The 17,000-nt window shown below is 54.4% G+C and carries 14 protein-coding genes and 4 pseudogenes; 12 read left to right on the top strand and 6 right to left on the bottom strand.

Annotated features, from left to right (window positions below):
* Positions 1–14: 14 nt before the first annotated feature.
* Positions 15–2,663, bottom strand: coding sequence for a bifunctional diguanylate cyclase/phosphodiesterase (locus HO274_RS10010; RefSeq protein WP_273119239.1), 2,649 nt, complete (start codon positions 2,661–2,663; stop codon positions 15–17).
* 178 nt (positions 2,664–2,841) lie between these two features.
* Between HO274_RS10010 and HO274_RS10005 the strand changes: the two are divergent.
* A pseudogene (locus HO274_RS10005) lies at positions 2,842–2,931 on the top strand (glutathione-dependent disulfide-bond oxidoreductase); the annotation flags it as partial.
* Between the two features lie 175 nt (positions 2,932–3,106).
* Here the strand turns inward: HO274_RS10005 and HO274_RS10000 are convergent.
* The 3 genes from HO274_RS10000 to HO274_RS09990 all read right to left on the bottom strand — a co-directional run bounded on the left by HO274_RS10000 (position 3,107) and on the right by HO274_RS09990 (position 4,624).
* Positions 3,107–3,739: an FABP family protein gene (locus HO274_RS10000; protein ID WP_062188309.1), complete on the bottom strand. Its 633-nt coding sequence runs from the start codon at positions 3,737–3,739 to the stop codon at positions 3,107–3,109.
* A gap of 263 nt (positions 3,740–4,002) precedes the next feature.
* Positions 4,003–4,326 carry a helix-turn-helix domain-containing protein gene (locus tag HO274_RS09995; RefSeq protein WP_031595394.1) on the bottom strand — a complete coding sequence of 108 codons (324 nt, stop codon included), beginning with the start codon at positions 4,324–4,326 and terminating at the stop codon, positions 4,003–4,005.
* A 1-nt stretch (position 4,327) separates the two neighbouring features.
* A complete protein-coding gene (locus tag HO274_RS09990) occupies positions 4,328–4,624 on the bottom strand; it encodes a hypothetical protein (RefSeq protein WP_031595395.1) in 297 nt (98 codons plus the stop codon).
* A gap of 522 nt (positions 4,625–5,146) precedes the next feature.
* On the opposite strand from HO274_RS09990, the gene HO274_RS09985 reads away from it, so the two are divergent.
* From HO274_RS09985 to tnpC, 8 genes and pseudogenes are all read left to right on the top strand, one after another.
* A complete protein-coding gene (locus HO274_RS09985; RefSeq protein ID WP_273119231.1) occupies positions 5,147–5,884 on the top strand; it encodes a type IV toxin-antitoxin system AbiEi family antitoxin domain-containing protein in 738 nt (245 codons plus the stop codon).
* On the top strand, positions 5,881–6,795 hold the full coding sequence (locus HO274_RS09980) for a nucleotidyl transferase AbiEii/AbiGii toxin family protein (RefSeq protein WP_273119229.1): 915 nt from the start codon (positions 5,881–5,883) through the stop codon (positions 6,793–6,795). The genes HO274_RS09985 and HO274_RS09980 overlap by 4 nt, the downstream gene beginning before the upstream one ends.
* A 150-nt stretch (positions 6,796–6,945) precedes the next feature.
* On the top strand, positions 6,946–7,698 hold the full coding sequence (locus tag HO274_RS09975; RefSeq protein WP_273119228.1) for a hypothetical protein: 753 nt from the start codon (positions 6,946–6,948) through the stop codon (positions 7,696–7,698).
* Between the two features lie 606 nt (positions 7,699–8,304).
* Complete coding sequence (gene istA / locus HO274_RS09970) at positions 8,305–9,822, top strand: IS21 family transposase (protein ID WP_273119225.1); 1,518 nt, start codon at positions 8,305–8,307, stop codon at positions 9,820–9,822.
* A gap of 2 nt (positions 9,823–9,824) precedes the next feature.
* Complete coding sequence (locus HO274_RS09965) at positions 9,825–10,433, top strand: ATP-binding protein (RefSeq protein WP_273119223.1); 609 nt, start codon at positions 9,825–9,827, stop codon at positions 10,431–10,433.
* 80 nt (positions 10,434–10,513) lie between these two features.
* Positions 10,514–10,678, top strand: a complete 165-nt coding sequence (locus HO274_RS09960) for a hypothetical protein (RefSeq protein WP_273119221.1) — start codon at positions 10,514–10,516, stop codon at positions 10,676–10,678.
* Positions 10,679–10,751: 73 nt separating this feature from the next.
* Positions 10,752–11,024 (top strand): annotated as a pseudogene (gene tnpB, locus HO274_RS09955) (IS66 family insertion sequence element accessory protein TnpB); the annotation flags it as partial.
* A gap of 74 nt (positions 11,025–11,098) precedes the next feature.
* Positions 11,099–12,664 (top strand): IS66 family transposase, encoded by a 1,566-nt coding sequence (gene tnpC / locus HO274_RS09950; protein WP_420537360.1) that lies wholly within the window; start codon positions 11,099–11,101, stop codon positions 12,662–12,664.
* Here tnpC and HO274_RS13575 read toward each other — a convergent pair.
* A pseudogene (locus tag HO274_RS13575) lies at positions 12,618–13,019 on the bottom strand (SIR2 family protein); the annotation flags it as partial. The gene tnpC and the pseudogene HO274_RS13575 overlap by 47 nt on opposite strands.
* A gap of 309 nt (positions 13,020–13,328) precedes the next feature.
* Here HO274_RS13575 and HO274_RS13570 point away from each other — a divergent pair.
* The 3 genes and pseudogenes from HO274_RS13570 to HO274_RS09935 all read left to right on the top strand — a co-directional run.
* Positions 13,329–13,550: pseudogene (locus HO274_RS13570) on the top strand (type IV toxin-antitoxin system AbiEi family antitoxin domain-containing protein); the annotation flags it as partial.
* A 132-nt stretch (positions 13,551–13,682) separates the two neighbouring features.
* Entirely contained in the window at positions 13,683–14,189 is a 507-nt protein-coding gene (locus HO274_RS09940; RefSeq protein ID WP_273119216.1) for a type IV toxin-antitoxin system AbiEi family antitoxin domain-containing protein, read from the top strand.
* Complete coding sequence (locus HO274_RS09935) at positions 14,189–15,031, top strand: nucleotidyl transferase AbiEii/AbiGii toxin family protein (RefSeq protein ID WP_273119215.1); 843 nt, start codon at positions 14,189–14,191, stop codon at positions 15,029–15,031. Before HO274_RS09940 ends, HO274_RS09935 begins: the two co-directional genes overlap by 1 nt.
* A gap of 397 nt (positions 15,032–15,428) precedes the next feature.
* Here the strand turns inward: HO274_RS09935 and guaA are convergent, their stop codons facing one another.
* Positions 15,429–16,997 (bottom strand): glutamine-hydrolyzing GMP synthase, encoded by a 1,569-nt coding sequence (guaA, locus tag HO274_RS09930; protein WP_031595400.1) that lies wholly within the window; start codon positions 16,995–16,997, stop codon positions 15,429–15,431.
* Positions 16,998–17,000 lie beyond the last annotated feature (3 nt).

The raw sequence follows: 17,000 nt of genomic DNA, 5'->3' as shown, positions 1-17,000 counted from the left end.
AGCCACGGATAGGCTTACTGTCCATTATCATTACGATTTTTCAATTCTTCTTCGAATTCCTCTACGGGAACCGGTTTACCAAACAGGTACCCTTGGTAGACAACGCAACCATGTTGCTCGAGGAATGCACGCTGTTCTTCCGTCTCCACCCCCTCTGCAATGACCTCCATTCCCAGATTATTAGCCATGCCGATGATGGTCTGTACAATGATCGAATCACTGTGTTTCACACCAATGTTGCGCACGAAGGACTGATCGATTTTCAATTGATCAAGGGGTAACTGTGTCAGGTAAGACAACGATGAGTAGCCAGTGCCAAAGTCATCCATGGAGAAACGCACCCCATTCTGTCTGAGTGCGTGCATCTTGGCGATGGTATCACTGATGTTGTCCAAAACCAGACTTTCCGTGAGTTCGAATTTGATTTGATTGGGGTTGAGCACATGTCTCTGAAACGTCTGGCGTACTTGCTCCACGAAATCGGGTTGATGAAATTGTGGTGCGCTGACATTGATGGCAAGCCGCAGGTTACAGGCAAGCGGGTCGGCTTCCCATGTCTTGAGTTGGGCACAAGCCATTTCCAGCACCCATCGCCCGATGGGCAGAATCAGACCCGTTTCTTCAGCCAACGGGATAAACTGCAGGGGTGAAACCAGTCCGCGTTGTGGATGCAACCAGCGTATCAACACCTCTGCCCCGAGAATATGACCGGTGTGACCAACCTGCATTTGGTAATGCAGTCTGAACTGGTTCTCTCCCAGGGCACCACGCAAGTCAGTTTCCAACGCCGCGCGGGTTTCCAGTACCACCTGCATGGCAGGGTCATAGAAACGCAGGCTATTGCGTCCGGCATTCTTCGCCTGATACATGGCGGTGTCCGCACGTTTGAGCAATTCGTCCACCATGACCGCCTGATTGCAAAACAGGGTGATTCCAATGCTGGCAGAACTTTGATATTCATAATTCGCCAGCAGATGAGGCCGACCGATGGCAGCAAGTATTTTGTCGCAAATGACTTCCGTTTGGGCAGCCGCTTGTAAAGGCTCTTCACTCAACTCCTGCAGGATGACAATGAATTCATCGCCACCTAACCTCGCCACAGTATCCCCTTCACGTACACAGGCTTGCAACCGACTGGCCACCTCGATGAGCAATAGATCGCCGATATTATGCCCCCTGGTATCGTTAAGAATCTTGAAGTTATCAAGATCGATGAACAGGAGAGCGGCATGGTAGTGATGACGGGCGCTGGCGGCAAAAGTATGTTGCAGACGCTCGACCAGCAGGCGTCGATTGGGCAGACTGGTCAGTGGATCATAAAAAGCCAAAGAGTGGATTGCGGCTTCGCTTTTTTTGAATTTGGAAAGATCCGAATAGGAACTGACATAGTTCGTGACTTTTCCCTCGGTATTAGTAACGGCGGTAATGGTGAGCCAGTCCGGATAGATTTCTCCATTTTTGCGCCGGTTCCAGATTTCGCCATGCCAGTAGTGATCTCGGGTCAGAACTTCCCACATTTGTTGATAGAATTCGGGACTCTGCCTCCCAGACTTCATCAGGGCGGGCGTCTTGCCGACGATTTCCTCAGCACTGTACCCGGTCTGGCGCGTAAAAGATTTATTGATACGCAGGATGACTTTGTCGGCATCGGTGATGAGAATTCCTTCCTGTGATTCGAAAGCGATGGCGGCAATGCGCAGTTCCTGCTCCGCCTGCTTGCGTGCAATCTCGTTAGTAAAATTGCTCAGTGCAAAACTAATATCGACGGCCATTTCCACCAGCAGGTCGCACGCAGCTTCATCGAACGCATTGGTTTCGCCTGCATACAAGGTAAAAGCACCGATAATGATGCCATTCCGGTGCAGCGGCAGCGACGCCGAGGCAGCCCAACCACCGCGTGCTGCGCGTTCTTGCCATGGAGCGGTGAGCGGATCATTCATGAAATCCTGGCTCCAGAAGGGACGGTTTTCGCGCAGGGCGATCCCGATTGGACCATGGCCGAAGGGGCTCTCAGCATCTGCCGAGATTTCGATATTTTTCAGTTCCTCGATACCCCCACCAAAACTGCAAGCCGGCAGTACCCTGTGCGTCTCAGCATTGATGAGCCCGATCCACGCCATCTTCATCCTTCCAAACCGCACCGCAGCACAACAGATTTTCAGAAACAACTCTTCCTCATTGGTACAGTGCACGATAGCCTTATTACTTTGGCTCAGCGCATTATAAAGATGGGTACGCCGCTGGATTTCCGCTTCGGCGGACTTACGCTTGGTAATATCGCGAATGTTGCACTGAATGACCTGGATACCGTCACACTCGTAGGTGTTACTCACGAATTCAACCTGGACTCGTGCTCCTGATTTTGTTTTGAGCGGAAGATCTTCGTACCGGGCATATCCCTTTGTCTGCAGTTCCGCAAACATTTCCTTGCTCTCGCATCTGTCAGAAAACGGGCCCACTTCCCATAGTTTTTTCCCCAGAAACTCCGCATGCGTGTAACCAAGCATATTGATCAAATAGGGATTGACATCTTCGATCTGGGCTGTGTCGACGTTAAGAAGCAGGATCCCATCCTGAGCGGTTTCAAACAATCGACGGTAACTGCTTTCGGAAGCTCGTAGCGCCTTAAATTCCGGTGCTGTTAACAGCAGAGAAGTTGGCATTTGCTTATCCATAAATGTTCAAATATTTTATTGAAGGACACCGGGAATCCTGAAATAAAATATGGAAATCGTCTGGACGGTATCGCACATAATAGAACCTGATTATGCCTCTATCTCAGGCCGCACTGGATAACTGTACGGATATACAATATATCAACCTCCTGCAATAACCATTTGAATGGAATCGAAACGTCAACTGGATGTGCTGGACAGGCAACTGGACGGAAATCGTCTTGTCTCGGGCAATGAATACACGATTGCCGACGTGCTCAGTAAACACGTTCATGTACAGATTTCCTGACACAAACGAAAATACCGTGAGATTTTCAGGTGAGGCCGGGCAAACCTAAATGAAAGTTGCCGCCAGACCTTACAACATGAGGGAGGATTACATGTCGTCGTCGCATTAGTGTTTCGCGAATGACTGCCAAGTTGCGCCTGAATTATTTTCTCGCCAGAGGATTTGGTGTGGGTTCCGCAATCTTGGTTAATGTATTTCGATCCGTGTGATGAAAGGGGTCTGCCTTACCCTTTATCATGAGCACTGTGTCTTCATCATAAGACCAAGTGCCATCGGGATTGATTGTGACCTTGATCCGAAATTCGATCGTCTTGAACGCATAGTCAAGGAATGGTGCCGAACGGATACCAAAGTTTCCGGAGTCATGAGTAGCTATTAACTCAAACTCTCTCGCGTCAGCACCCGCTTCTCCCACAGCCATGACGACCTGACCACGCGGAATTGTCAGGGTGTGGATCACTGTATTTGTGGAAGGCTCCCATAGCCAGTATCCGACTTGGTCATGATATGTCTTAACCTGGTCTGGCTTAACCACATGAGTATGATAACGTAGGCCATATAACAACTGTGGTCCATTGGTCTGTGGGTCTATCGGTTGAAGTTCAATATGCTCGACAAAAGCCTGTTTCTTTGGCCCCTCAACTTTCGGCTTAACGTCCAGGCCGCGAGTACCTTGCCAAATACCCGCCATACCTCGAAGGGGACCAAGATTTTTCAGAGTATCAACATCCACATTTGATGGCTCAGTATAAATGTCTTCTGGAAATTCAGTCATAAGCGTATTCTCCAAGGTTTTCCTTACTGTCAGGATTACCGACAAAAGTTTTGCTTGTCGCCAATAGATGTCGGTAGTTTTTCGCGATACAAACCTACACAAATCAATAAGTTAAGCAACTTTCCCGACAGTCGACAAAAGTTTCCGAAAGGCCTAAAATTATTCCCACTCTATCGTCAACGAGCGAATAAACCCATTGCGATACAATAGCTTGGTAAAGTCTCCGATTCCAATGCCATGAAAAGTGCCACGTTCAGTCACTTTCATACGACACTCAACTCCCTGGACAACTCGGGATGCTTGATTATCAACCGAAGCAGGCACAACACCCCCCCTGGAGGCGCGAACCGTCCTTGCTCCCAATCGCGCAATGTCGCCACTGGGGTTTCGATACGCTCGGCAAACGCGGCCTGTGTCAGGCCAGATTTCTCTCGGGCCTGACGCACAAGAATCTGCTCAGGCATTGTGACACGCCCAAGCCCTGCCTTCGCCTCTGCGAGTGCTTGCCGCAGATCGGGAAGAACCTCACCGGCATCGGCCTCAATAGCCGTTGCCACTTTCTCAACGTCGATTTCCTTAATGCCCATGTCACACCACCTTTTTGATTTCGACTGGAAGCATGTTGGCGCGTTCGGCCTTGGCATACGCTGCCACCAACAGCACCACTTCCTGCTCGGCCAAGTTGAAGTAGATCACCCGCGCACCACTTGATTTGCCAGATCCGGCACGGCTCCAACGAACCTTGCGCGCTCCATCCGCACCGGGAATCACGTCCCCTGCCAGCGGATTCTCTGCAATCCAGTCGATGAAGGACAGTCGCCCTTCTTCTGACCACAACTTCTCGGCCTGCTTCTGGAAAGTCGGGGTTTCGATCACGGTGCGCATGAGAGCGATTATACGGGATTCCCGCAGTGCAATGCAATCTTTCTCTTCTCATACGACGAATACTCGCGCGCAGATTCGATACCATGCGCCACTACCATCCCGCTTCATGGCATCGATCCGACATCGCCTCAACGGCTTCACATGTGCCATGAAAAATGCCATTAATGACGTGTGGCGGTCATCAATGGCATTTAATTTTTTCAATACAGTCAATGCGCTACAGAATTTTCTCACTCCCACTCAATTGTTTCCGAGGGCTGTAAACCCTCATGGAACTTGGCTTTCGTTGTTATGACCATCACACTTTACCGTCGCTTTTACCGTCAAAAAACGAGCGCTTTTGCCGGCGCGGGAGATGGACTCGGTTTGACGGGCGGCTACTCCAGCACATCAATCGTCAACTATCGCCACGAGCAACCGGGGCACTTCTTTTGAAAAGTCTAGAAATATCGTAGCACAACTACGACTCCAGCCCTCAAATAAAACTTGCCGATCGTTTGAAATGGTGATAAATATCGTAGTATGGCTACGACTGAAAGAACCAAGCTAAATACCCTCTATAGGCAATGGGCACCAGGAACCCCTCTAACATCGGAAGACCTGGCGGCACAAGGCATCTCTGCCGATTTGGCCGTACACTACGTGCGCGCTGGCTGGCTTTTCCGCTTGGCGCGCGGGGTCTACTGTCGCCCCAACGATACGCTGGAACTGCACCCCTGCCTGATCCTGCTGCAGCGCACCATCGATGGGCTGCACGTTGGCGGCAAGTCGGCCCTCGACTGGTATGGCGTTCGGCACTACCTGTCACAAAAGCCGGTCCTGCACCTATATGGCTGGACGGCGGCCCGCCTGCCCGGCTGGTTCACCGAGCGCTTCCCAGCGGAGTACCACCGCAAGCGGTTGTTCGACGAACCGCCGGCCGACCCGCTTCATGCCGGACCGTTTGAGAAGCGTAGCAGCGCGCCCCGAGTCTCGACGCCCGAGCGCGCGCTGCTGGAAGTATTCAGCGAGGTGGGCGTGCGCCAACCGCTACAGGAAGCGCGTGAACTCGCGGAGAGTGCCTACAGCCTACGCGCCGACGTGCTGCGCGATTTGCTACAGCATTGCTCTAGCGTCAAGACGGTGCGTCTATGCTTGCAGTTTGGACGCGAACTCTCCCTGCCCTGGGCGGCAAAACTGAATCCCGCACAACTGCCCACTGGCAGCACCCGCGCCTGGGTGTCCCGTTCCGCCGATGGGCTGCTGGTGCTCAAGCCATGAACCAGACCTATCTCGATACCGCACGCCTGCTGACCCAGGTCGCCCCGTTCATTTTTGTGGATGGCACGTTCGCGCTCAAGGGCGGTACCGCGATCAATCTGTTTATCCGCGACATGCCGCGCCTGTCGGTCGATCTGGATTTAGTATTCCCCGACCACAGCCTTCCTCGCGATGAAGCGCTGGCCCGCATCAATGAAGCCATCCGGCAGTCCGCGGAACGCCTGAAGGCTCGCGGCTTTCAAACCCATGCACTTGCGGCTGCCGACGCCGGTGAAACCAAGCTGCTGGTGCGCCGCGCGGGCATTGAGGTCAAGGTCGAAGTCAATTTCGTGATGCGCGGCACCGTCTACCCAGTCCGCACGATGGCCATGACCCCGATGGCCCGCGATACCTTGCTGGCCGATGTCGAAATTCCGGTGGTTTCGCTGGAGGACGTGTATGGCGGCAAGCTCGTCGCCGCAATGGACCGTCAGCATCCTCGCGACCTGTTCGACGTAATGCAGTTGTTCATGCACGAAGGTATCACCGCCGACATCCGACGCGCCTTCGTGGTCTACCTAGCCAGCCACAACCGACCCGTTCACGAAGTGTTGTTCCCGTCCATGCGCGACATCGGCCAGGAATACGAACGCAACTTCAAAGGCATGACCACCGAGCCGGTTGAACTGGCTGCGCTGCTGGCCGCGCGCGCGCAAATGGTACAGGAACTTCAAGGCGACCTGGATGCGGATGAGCGCCGCTTTTTGTTGTCGCTCGTCGCCGGTCGCCCGGAATGGCCGTTGCTGGGGATCACGCATGCCGAGCATTTACCAGGGATTCGCTGGAAGCTGCGCAACCTGGCGCAACTGGAGCACAAGAATCCGGCGAAATTCGCCGAACAAGCCGATGCACTTGCGCAGCGGCTGGGATAAGCGATTCTCGGCACGAGAACACCAACATGGTTATCGTGCACTGCTGCTGTACCAGGGGGATTTCGCTTGATATTCCGAAAACAGATTGGCTCAGCATGTAGTCGACGAGCATTTCCCACATAACGCAAAGACCCGATACACACAAGACACATGCACACCCACTCTTCTAGCTTTGTTGCAACCTGTCCTAACTGCAAAGAGCCATTTCATTTCACACAGGTCAATTTCACAGGCATGAATGACTGCGGGCACTGGAAAGTGAAATGCATCCAGTGCGAGAAGCCATTCCTCGTTCCAATTCAGAATCCGCGTGAGTCTTACACAGACAAGCGTTGGCAAATCCTGGAATGCTTAGATGAAATCCCCACCGGCGACTCAGCAGAGCTTACGACCGATATCGTTCTGCACAATCTCCAAAGAGACAAGACGACCTGGACATACGACTACGACGCTGCGCCCCTATACCGATGTCCGCTTGAAGGCTGCAACCTCGATATTTCTGCCTATTCGCAGCTCCAATCCGTAGCCGATCAAGTGCAAGAAGCTTGGTGCGGCGCAGAGAATTTCCTGCTTTCGAGCCATGGCGCTGTCGATCAGATACTGGTGAGCGTGGATATTGTATGTTCTTGCGGCAGCCCACACACGTCCACCTTCTACGCACCGACATACTTGGGCGCCAGCGATGTTCCCTTGTCTGAGAGATGCCTGCTTGCCAACGTTCAGGGAGCCAATCTGGAAGATCGCCTCAACTGCCTTGCCAGCAAATCAGAAGTCATGGATCTCCTGGAGAAGCTGGTCATTCGCTGGCAGCTCACTGCGGACAGAATACTGCTGGCCACTGTCATCAGCAACTTGAAATTGGGCCAAAAGCAGCAGTTTGAAATTGGAAGTCAAGTCGGCTAAGGGGGGGTGATATTTATTGTGACTGTCACATAATCCAGATTCACAGAACCCTCAACTTCCCGATTCTTTCAGTGATATCGTCGCCGTAACTTTATGATCATGTTTTGCGAGGTGGGGCTTTGCCCCATCCCTGCGAACTGCTTTTCCTCTGGGAGGGCATGGTCATGGCTACGGGCTATCGCTTCAAGTGCCTAAATTGCCACAAGTTATTCCGTCCTGATCCACGCAATCGTCGACACCAGAAGTACTGCTCACAACCGGAATGTCGAGCGGCCAGTAAAGCGGCCAGTCAGCAGCGTTGGCTCGCCAAACCCGAGAATGTTTCGTACTTTAAAGGCCCGGTCCATGTGAACCGGGTCCAACAGTGGCGTGCCGCCCATCCCGGCCACGGGCAATCCCGCCCTTCCAAGAGTTCTGCGTTACAAGATCTCTCAATCACGCAACCGACTGATAATAATAACGAAATAGCCAAATTCGCCAACCACCCGTTACAAGAGATCATAAACGCGCAACCCGCTGTTCTGATTGGACTTATCGCCCATTTCGCCGCATCACCGTTACAAGATGACATAGCCTTTTCTGCCCGACAACTGATACAACTGGGGCGTGACATCCTGGCTTCCCACCCCGCCGGTGGGAGCCCCCCATGGAGGGTTTTTGCCCGTGATTTCCTACGAACAGTTCTGTCAGATCCACGACCTGCATCAACGCCAGGCGTTGAATGCGGCTCAGATTTCCCGCGTCTTGAATCTGGATCACAAAACGGTAGCCACCTGGTTGGCTCGGCCCCACTTCATCTCCCGTGCCGCCGCCAAACGCAATAGCCTGCTGGAACCCTTCAAAGGCACCATTGCCCATCTGCTCAACGCCCACCCCTACAGTGCCCAGCAAATCTATCAACGACTGCTCGAGGAAGGTTATACCGGTAGCCTGACCCTGGTGCGTGACCATGTCCGCCAAACCCGCCCCGTCCAGCGTCCGGTCTACCTCAAACTCCATTTCAGCCCCGGTGAATGTGCCCAGGTCGACTGGGGTGAATTCTCCACCATCGCCGTCGGTAATACCCGCCGTCGCCTCTCCTTCTTCGTCATGGTCCTGGCCTACAGTCGCATGACCTACATCGAATTCACTGTCTCCCAAACCATGGAGCATTTCCTCGCCTGCCACGAACACGCTTTCCAGGCCTTTGGTGGGGTCCCTACCAGAATCATGGTGGATAACCTCAAGTCAGCCGTCCTCAGTCGCCTCGTCGGCGAGGCCCCTGCCCTCAACCCCAAGTACCTCGATTTCTCCCGCCACTACGGCTTCGATATCACGGCCTGTAATGTAGCAAAGGGAAATGAAAAGGGCCGCGTCGAGTCCGGCGTTGGCTATGTCAAGAAGAATTTCCTCAATGGCCGTGAACTCAAGGATTTCCAACTCATCAACCCGGCCGCCAAACTCTGGCTCGATACCATCGCCAATGTCCGTTGTCATGGCGAGACACGACAACGCCCCTGTGATCTGTTCATTGAAGAGAAACCACACCTACGCCCGCTCAATTCCAATCCTTACGACTATGCCCGCACCCTCAGTTTGGTGGCCAACAGTCAGTTCCGCTTTACCGTCGACACCAACCACTACTCCGTTCCCGCTGATTATGCACACCGCCGTCTGACCATCAAGGCCCATCCTGATCGCCTGTGTGCCTATTACGACGGACAACTCATCGCCCGTCATGTCCGCTGCTATGACCGACATCAGGACATCGAACAACCGGATCACGCCAAGGTCCTGCTGAACCAGCGTCAGCATGCCCGTGAACAGCGCCTGGTCATGAACTTCCTGGCCCTTTCGCCCCATGCCCCTGCCTTCTACGAAGGATTACAGCACAAACAACTCAATACCCGTCACCACCTGCGTCTCATTCTGGCTCTCGCGGAAATCTATCCCAGTGCCGAAATGGATCGAGCCATCCAGGACGGGCTGGCCTTCCAAGCCTTCAGTGCCGATTACCTCACCAATATCCTGGAAATGCGCGCCCGTGCTCTGCCAGAACCTGGCCCCTTGCACCTCACTCGCCATCAGGATCTGCTTGAGATCGATATCTCTCCCCCAGACCTTTCTCTCTATGAGGAGCACTGACCATGACCGATCCCCTCGATAGCCATCTCGAAAGCTTGCATCTGCCTTATACACGCCAACATTACACCGCCTTGTCCAAGGTGGTGGGAGAGCGCTCCTGGTCCTGCATCGATTACCTCGAGAACCTTATCCAGGGTGAAATCGAAGAACGCAACACCCGCTCCATTCAACGGCGTATTGCCGCAGCCCGTTTCCCGGTCATCAAATCCCTCGAGAACTTCCAGTGGTCCTGGCCCAAAACCATCGATCGGGAGAAAGTGCAATCCCTGTTCCGTTTCGGTTTCCTTACTGGGGAGTTACCTTCCAATATCATTCTGGTGGGCAATGTGGGTCTGGGTAAAACCCATCTCTCCATTGCCTTGGGACATACCGCTTGCCTGCGTGGGCATTCCGTTCTCTTTACCACCGCGGTGGACATCATCAATACCTTGGCCGCTGCTCAGTCCAGTGGACGCCTCAAGCAGGAACTCGCTCGCTATCTCAAACCGGCCCTTCTCATCATCGATGAACTGGGGTATCTGCCCATCGACAAGCAAGGGGCTGATCTCCTGTTCCAGATCATCAGCCAGCGCTATGAGCGTGCCCCCATCGTCATCACCACCAACCGGTAAGCGGTAAGCCAGCGGCGTTGTATTTTCCCGGATAATTTTTCTGCATACTCCTCTTCAGATTGTGACACAGGAGAGCAGGTATGGAAACCAAGCGTAGCAGGAGAATTCGCCACAGCCAGATGCAACCCGTAGGGTTTTTGGATCTGGGTACGCTGCCTGCCCCTGAACCTCAACCCCGGACAGGAATCCTTGAACTCAAACTCGATCTGGGTGGTGGGGTGGTACTGACCCTCACCAGAAACTGATGTTCTTTGCCGAAGCCAGGGTCCGGGTCTTCATCTACGGTCAACCTGTGGATGCCCGCAAGCCTATGACGGACTCTATGCCCTGGCACGCAACGAGATGAAGCAGGATCCCCTGAGCGGACACCTGTTCTGCTTCATCAATCGGCGTGCCAACCAGGTCAAAGTCTTGTATTGGGATCGCTCCGGTTTCTGCCTGTGGAGCAAACGCCTGGAGCAGGGAAGATTCTTCTCGGACTGGAGCCAGATTCGCTCCTGTGAAACCGATTGGACCCACTTCAAACTCCTCCTGGAGGGGGTTGAACCCAAATCCTTTCGCAAGCGCTATTCCCGTCTGCCAACCACCTGAAATCAGGGCAAAAATAATTCGTAAATATGCCCGAAAAATCAACATAACTGATTGATTAATGGTACAATTCAGTCATGTCAAAAGCCCTCGAAACCGCACAAAAACCCACCGACCAAGTCGCGGTTTTGACTCACACAAATTCTTTGCTTCAGGCGGAAAACGCTCATCTCAAAAGGCAACTGGAATGGTTCAGACGCCACCTTTTCGGTCAGAAGTCGGAACGCCGCAACCCCGACCTATACAGCTTCCAACTGGCCTTCAGTGACCTGGGTGGGGAAGGCAATACTCCGCCTCCTGCCCCGGACACCCAGACCGTCGCTGCCCATTCCCGGAACAAACCCGCCAAGCCAACCCCTCCCACTGAAGACGGACTGTTCTTCGACGAATCCAAACTCCCCGTGGAAACCATCACCCTGCCCTGCAAAGAGGCAGAGGGGCTGGATCCGGCGCAGTACGAGATCGTCAGCGAGAAGGTCTCGCACCGCCTGGCCCAACGTCCTGCCAGTTATGTGATCCTCAAGTATGTGCGTCCCGTCATCAAACTCAAGGAAACCCAAACTCTGGTCTGCGCTCCGGCCCCCCAGGGCGTTCTGGATAACAGCCGTGCCGATGTGAGTTTCCTGGCGGGCATGGTGGTGGATAAATTCCTGTATCACCAGCCCCTGTATCGCCAGCATCAGCGTCTGGGCAGTAACGGAGTCACCGTCAGCCGCCCCTGGCTGACCCAACTCACTCACGCTGCCCTGGAACTGCTGCGCCCCATTCACCAGGCTCAACTGGAATCCATTCGCACCTCTCGGGTCATCACCATGGATGAAACTCCAGTCAAAGCCGGACGCACCGATCAGGGGCAGATGAAGACGGGATATTTCTGGCCTGTCTATGGGGAGCAGGATGAAATCTGTTTCCTGTTCTACCCGGATCGCCAGCATAAGCGGGTGGCCCAGGCCCTCCAGAGTGAGCATGCCCCAGCAGATGCAGTCCTGTTGACGGATGGCTATGGGGCTTATGCCAAATATGCAACCCAGTTGGGATTGACCCATGCCCAATGCTGGGTTCACAGCAGACGCAAGTTTCATAATGCCCGCGGCGTGGAACCAGAGCGTGCTGAAATTGCGCTGAATCTGATCGGCCAGATCTATCGCGTGGAGGAAGACATCCGCGCCGCACAACTCACGGGGAAGGAGAAGCAGTCCCACCGACTGAAGCACAGCAAGCCTGTGGTGGAGTCCTTCTTTGCCTGGATCGAGGAGCAGTTTCGCAAGCAGGACTTCCTGCCCAGCAGTCCCCTGACGGAGGCCATGGGCTACGCGCGGGAACGGGAGGCAGGGCTGCGGGTATTTCTGAATGACCCCGAAGTTCCCCCAGACACCAACCATTTGGAAAGGGCTCTGCGGGTGATCCTCCCTGAATACAACGCCGCTGGCTTACCGCTTACGCCTTCTGCGTCTGGTCGTATTTCAGATGCTCGGGGAACACCAAGTGGGTGGCATTCGCCTTCCCCGTGCGCACCACTTCGCCTCGCGCATTGGCGGCCCAGCCGAGCGAACCATGCAGCTTCCACAAGCGCGTCCAGCGCGCCGGCAGGTCATTGCTCGCCACTGAAGAGGGATCGAAGAAAGGCTCGCTGGCACCGCTGAAGCCGTCGAAAAACGGGACGCGTGTGCGCTCCAGCGCTTGCTCGAACAGCAGGTCGTAGTTGGTGGTGAAAATTTCCACTGGGTGTTCGCGTCCCGTGCCGCTGATCCACGTTACGAACTCGGTGTACGGCGAAGGACCGTCGTGAAGGGGCTTGTTGACGATGGTGCCGATCTGCTCGCAGATGGCTTCGCTCAGCTTTTTGTACCCTTCCCCATCGAGGTCATGAACCTTCGTCTTACCAATGACGCCGGCCAAACTGCGCACTCGCGACAGGATCGTTTCAATGTTTGGGGTTTCCAGTTCGGCCCATATGGCGTCCAGGGGCTTGCCGTAGTCGGCTTTCAGCGCTTCCATCACCATGTGGGTGAGGCCTGCCACAGCGGGGATCAGCGGCTTGTCGCTACCGGGAGGGAAGATACCGGCCGGCGCGCCCGCCCCGACTAGGAGGCCGATCCGCTTGCGTCCCTGGGCAATGATCTGCCGCAGGCTGGCCATGTACTGGTCTGGATTGTGGACACTGACGGTCATCGAGCACTCCCTTTTTGGTGCAGCCTATGGCGATTTTTGCTTTTGAGTTTTAATTGTTATATTTTACGCTCAATTTGTCTCCTAGAGGGAGACGAACTTGCCGCTGAATATCGTTGATGTTATATTGACCGCGCAGTGCGTTTCTTTTTGAGGTGCATATTGAGCGCAAAATATCATTTGCAAACGAAGACGCTAGGCCCACGCGCAGCGCAGCTCTTCACTGACCTGAATGAACTACGCCGGTCTACGTTCACCTTGGCGGATGTGGAATCGATCACCGGCCTATCGGCTGCGGCGGCCCGCAATCTCGTGCACAAGGCCCAGCAGCGAGGCTTGATCACGCGACTGAAGCCTGGCCTGTACAACCTCGTGCCATTCGAACTCGGCCGGGCCACTGAGCACATCGACAGCCCGTACATGATCGCGCGTGAACTCGCCGGTACGGCGTCCTACTTCCTGTCGCACGGCACCGCACTTGAGTTGCATCGCATGGTGACGCAGCCGAATTTCACCGTGTATGTGTCATGTACGCGGCGCGTGCGTCCGCAGACGGTGGGCGGCTATGACTTTCGGTTTGTCCACATTACGGCGGAGCAAGAATTCGGGGTCATGAAGCACTGGATCGACAAGGAGCGCTTCGTGATGATCAGCGACATGGAGCGCACCATCATCGATGGTCTCCGACACCCGGCATTTGCCGGTGGTATCACCGAAGTCGCCAAGGGCTTGTGGATGAAGCGGGACGTACTGAAAGTCGAACGACTGGTGGACTATGCACGACGTCTCGGAGTCGGTGCCGTCGTGCGCCGCCTCGGCTACCTGCTGGAACACTATGGTCTGGCCGATGCTTCGGTGCTGGAATCGCTGCGTGGCATGCTGACGGCAACTTACCAGCGCCTCGATCCACTGCTCCCCGCCGAGGGAACATTCCTCTCACGTTGGCGGCTCCAACTCAACGTAACTCCCGAAGAACTGGATGCCGTGAGGCTTGGCTGATGATTCCCCAACGCAACATTTCCATGATCTCAAACACGCTAGTGACCGCTGGCGGGCGGCGCATCCCCGAGGCCGTCATCGAACGCGACTACGTGCTGGCCTGGTTCCTGACCGGTTTGGCCGGCCATCCGTTACGCGAGATGCTGGCCTTCAAAGGTGGCACGGCCCTGCGGCGCTGCTGGTTTGAGGACTATCGGTTTTCGGAAGACCTGGATTTCACCTTGACCCGTCCGATCACCCTCGAAGATATCCTGGCGGGGTTGAACGAAATCTTCGCGACCGTCGAAGCCGACTCGGGCCTGCGGATCGCGTTCGATCGCGAAGACCGCCACGGCCACCAGAACAGTCACACGTTTTATCTGCGCTACCAGGGGCCGCTGCCCGCCGCGAACGACGTGAAGGTTGATATCACGATCAACGAAGTCCTGTGCTTCCCGCTGCAAGATCGCCCGATTCATCGCACCTACGACAGCTTTGACGACTTGCCCGAAGGGCCGACCGTGAAGGTCTACGCCATCGAGGAGATCGTGGTCGAAAAGCTGCTGGCCTTGAGCGATCGGGCGCGCAACGAGCCGCGTGACTTGTATGACCTCTGGTATCTGTTCGGCTCCACCAACTTGCGCGTTGCGGAGATGCGTGCCGAACTCGATACCAAGTTGGCATTGCGGCAGCGCGTCGTTGCAGGCATGGAGCAGGCAATCGCCGCCAAGGAAGATCGTCTGCGGCGGCTCTGGGCCGCTCGTCTCGCGCACCAGATGGACCATCTTCCGCCGTTCGATGATGTCTTTCGGGAAGTGCTGCGTGCGGTTCGCGCTGCCGATTTGCCGAAGCCGGAAGCCTGATCAGTTGCTGGCGCAGCAAAGGAAGTCGACAATTGTTTGTTTCGGTATTCAACGAAACAGCATCAATCTTTACTGTGCAGTAAAGATAAACCGTAGCGCCATCACGCCGTATAGAGTCCGCGAGTTCCAAAGCACCTTTTGTTTTACCGTTCGAGTCCACACGGATATGACGGTAAATGCAGACGCCTATATTTCGAAGAAGAATTTACCGGCATATTTACCGTCAAATCTTCGCGCTGCATGCGCGAGTCGCCGATACGGCGAAAAGCGCAAAGCCTTTCGAGATCAATCGCTTGTCGTTTCAAACCTGAATCGTTGACGATGTACCTGTAGGCATCGCAGAAATTCATTAAGTCTTTGGCAATTCAGGGAAAACTCTAGAATACATGCAACCCCCTCACTCCCACTCTATGGTCGCGGGAGGTTTACCGGAAACATCATAAACTACGCGGTTGATCCCGCGCACTTCATTGATGATTCTATTGGACACTTTTCCCAGCAGGTCGTATGGGAGTTCGGCCCAATGCGCTGTCATAAAGTCACTGGTGACCACAGCACGCAAAGCCACTACATGTTCATAGGTTCGTCCATCGCCCATGACACCTACAGAACGCACGGGCAAAAATACCACGAAAGCTTGAGAAACTTGGTCATACCAACCCGAAGAACGCAATTCTTCAATAAAAATAGCATCGGCACGCTGCAGTAAATCAACAAAATGAGGCGACACTTCGCCCAATACGCGCACACCCATACCCGGTCCCGGAAAAGGGTGGCGATGGACCATTTCAGAGGGAAGCCCCAACTCTACTCCCAAGGCGCGTACTTCATCCTTGAACAGGTCGCGCAAGGGCTCAAGTAATTTCAGGTGGAGTGTTTCAGGAAGCCCTCCCACATTATGGTGGGATTTAATATTCTGGGCTTTACCATTTTTGGAGCCGGCAGATTCGATGACATCCGGATAAATGGTTCCTTGAGCCAACCACTTGGCCTGCGGTAAGCATCCTGCTTCACGCTGAAACACCTCGACGAATTCACGACCAATGATTTTTCGTTTCTGTTCCGGGTCTGTGACACCGGCCAGATGTCCCATGAAGGTTTCCCTGGCGTCTACATGAATCACTTTGAGGCCAAGGTGCTGACCAAAGGTCGCCATGACTTCCTCGGCTTCTCTGTAGCGTAACAAACCGTGATCCACGAAAACACAGGTCAACTGGGAACCAATGGCTTTATGGATGAGAACCGCCGCCACCGACGAATCCACTCCGCCGGAAAGTCCGAGAATCACGTCATCCGTTCCCACTTGAGCACGGATCGCCTGCACGGCTTGCGTGATAAAATGGGGCATGGTCCAATCCCCACCAAGACCGCAAATGTCCCTCACAAAACGGGTCAAAAGCGCCTTTCCCTGCACGGTATGGGTAACTTCCGGATGAAACTGAACCCCGTAGAAATGGCGGGTCTCATCGGTCATGGCCGCAATCGGAGTCACTGTATTCGCTGCACTGATAAAAAATCCTGAAGGTAGCGAGGTTACTTTATCGCCATGACTCATCCATACTGATAATAGGGATTCTCCGCGCGGACCTTTCTGATCACACAACTCGCCAAACAAAGAGGATTCGCCCAAGGTCTGGACGGTGGCATGCCCAAATTCCCGCACGGTAGCATTTTCCACCTGACCACCCAACTGGGCAGCCATGGTCTGCATGCCATAACAAATCCCCAGAACGGGCACTCCCAACTCAAACACGGACTGTGGGGCACGCGGCGCTTCATGCCCCGCGGTCACCGAAGCCGGCCCTCCGGACAAGATCACTCCCTGCGGTGCAAATTCCCGCACAAACTGATCGGTGACATCCCACGGATGTAATTCACAATAGACCCCTGCCTCCCGAACACGCCGCGCAATCAACTGGACGTACTGAGCACCAAAGTCAAGAATTAGAATTTTCTGGCGGGACATAAC

It is taken from the genome of Ferrovum myxofaciens, assembly GCF_013181415.1.
GTDB classification, from domain to species: Bacteria; Pseudomonadota; Gammaproteobacteria; order Burkholderiales; family Ferrovaceae; genus Ferrovum; species Ferrovum myxofaciens.
This window is presented reverse-complemented; position numbering and strand designations above follow the sequence as displayed.

Coding starts and splice junctions, on each gene's coding strand:
- HO274_RS10010 (WP_273119239.1), bottom strand. CDS start 2,663: ATGCCAACTTCTCTGCTGTTAACAGCACCGGAATTTAAGGCGCTACGA.
- HO274_RS10000 (WP_062188309.1), bottom strand. CDS start 3,739: ATGACTGAATTTCCAGAAGACATTTATACTGAGCCATCAAATGTGGAT.
- HO274_RS09995 (WP_031595394.1), bottom strand. CDS start 4,326: ATGGGCATTAAGGAAATCGACGTTGAGAAAGTGGCAACGGCTATTGAG.
- HO274_RS09990 (WP_031595395.1), bottom strand. CDS start 4,624: ATGCGCACCGTGATCGAAACCCCGACTTTCCAGAAGCAGGCCGAGAAG.
- HO274_RS09985 (WP_273119231.1), top strand. CDS start 5,147: ATGGCTACGACTGAAAGAACCAAGCTAAATACCCTCTATAGGCAATGG.
- HO274_RS09980 (WP_273119229.1), top strand. CDS start 5,881: ATGAACCAGACCTATCTCGATACCGCACGCCTGCTGACCCAGGTCGCC.
- HO274_RS09975 (WP_273119228.1), top strand. CDS start 6,946: ATGCACACCCACTCTTCTAGCTTTGTTGCAACCTGTCCTAACTGCAAA.
- HO274_RS09965 (WP_273119223.1), top strand. CDS start 9,825: ATGACCGATCCCCTCGATAGCCATCTCGAAAGCTTGCATCTGCCTTAT.
- HO274_RS09960 (WP_273119221.1), top strand. CDS start 10,514: ATGGAAACCAAGCGTAGCAGGAGAATTCGCCACAGCCAGATGCAACCC.
- tnpC (WP_420537360.1), top strand. CDS start 11,099: ATGTCAAAAGCCCTCGAAACCGCACAAAAACCCACCGACCAAGTCGCG.
- HO274_RS09940 (WP_273119216.1), top strand. CDS start 13,683: ATGGTGACGCAGCCGAATTTCACCGTGTATGTGTCATGTACGCGGCGC.
- HO274_RS09935 (WP_273119215.1), top strand. CDS start 14,189: ATGATTCCCCAACGCAACATTTCCATGATCTCAAACACGCTAGTGACC.
- guaA (WP_031595400.1), bottom strand. CDS start 16,997: ATGTCCCGCCAGAAAATTCTAATTCTTGACTTTGGTGCTCAGTACGTC.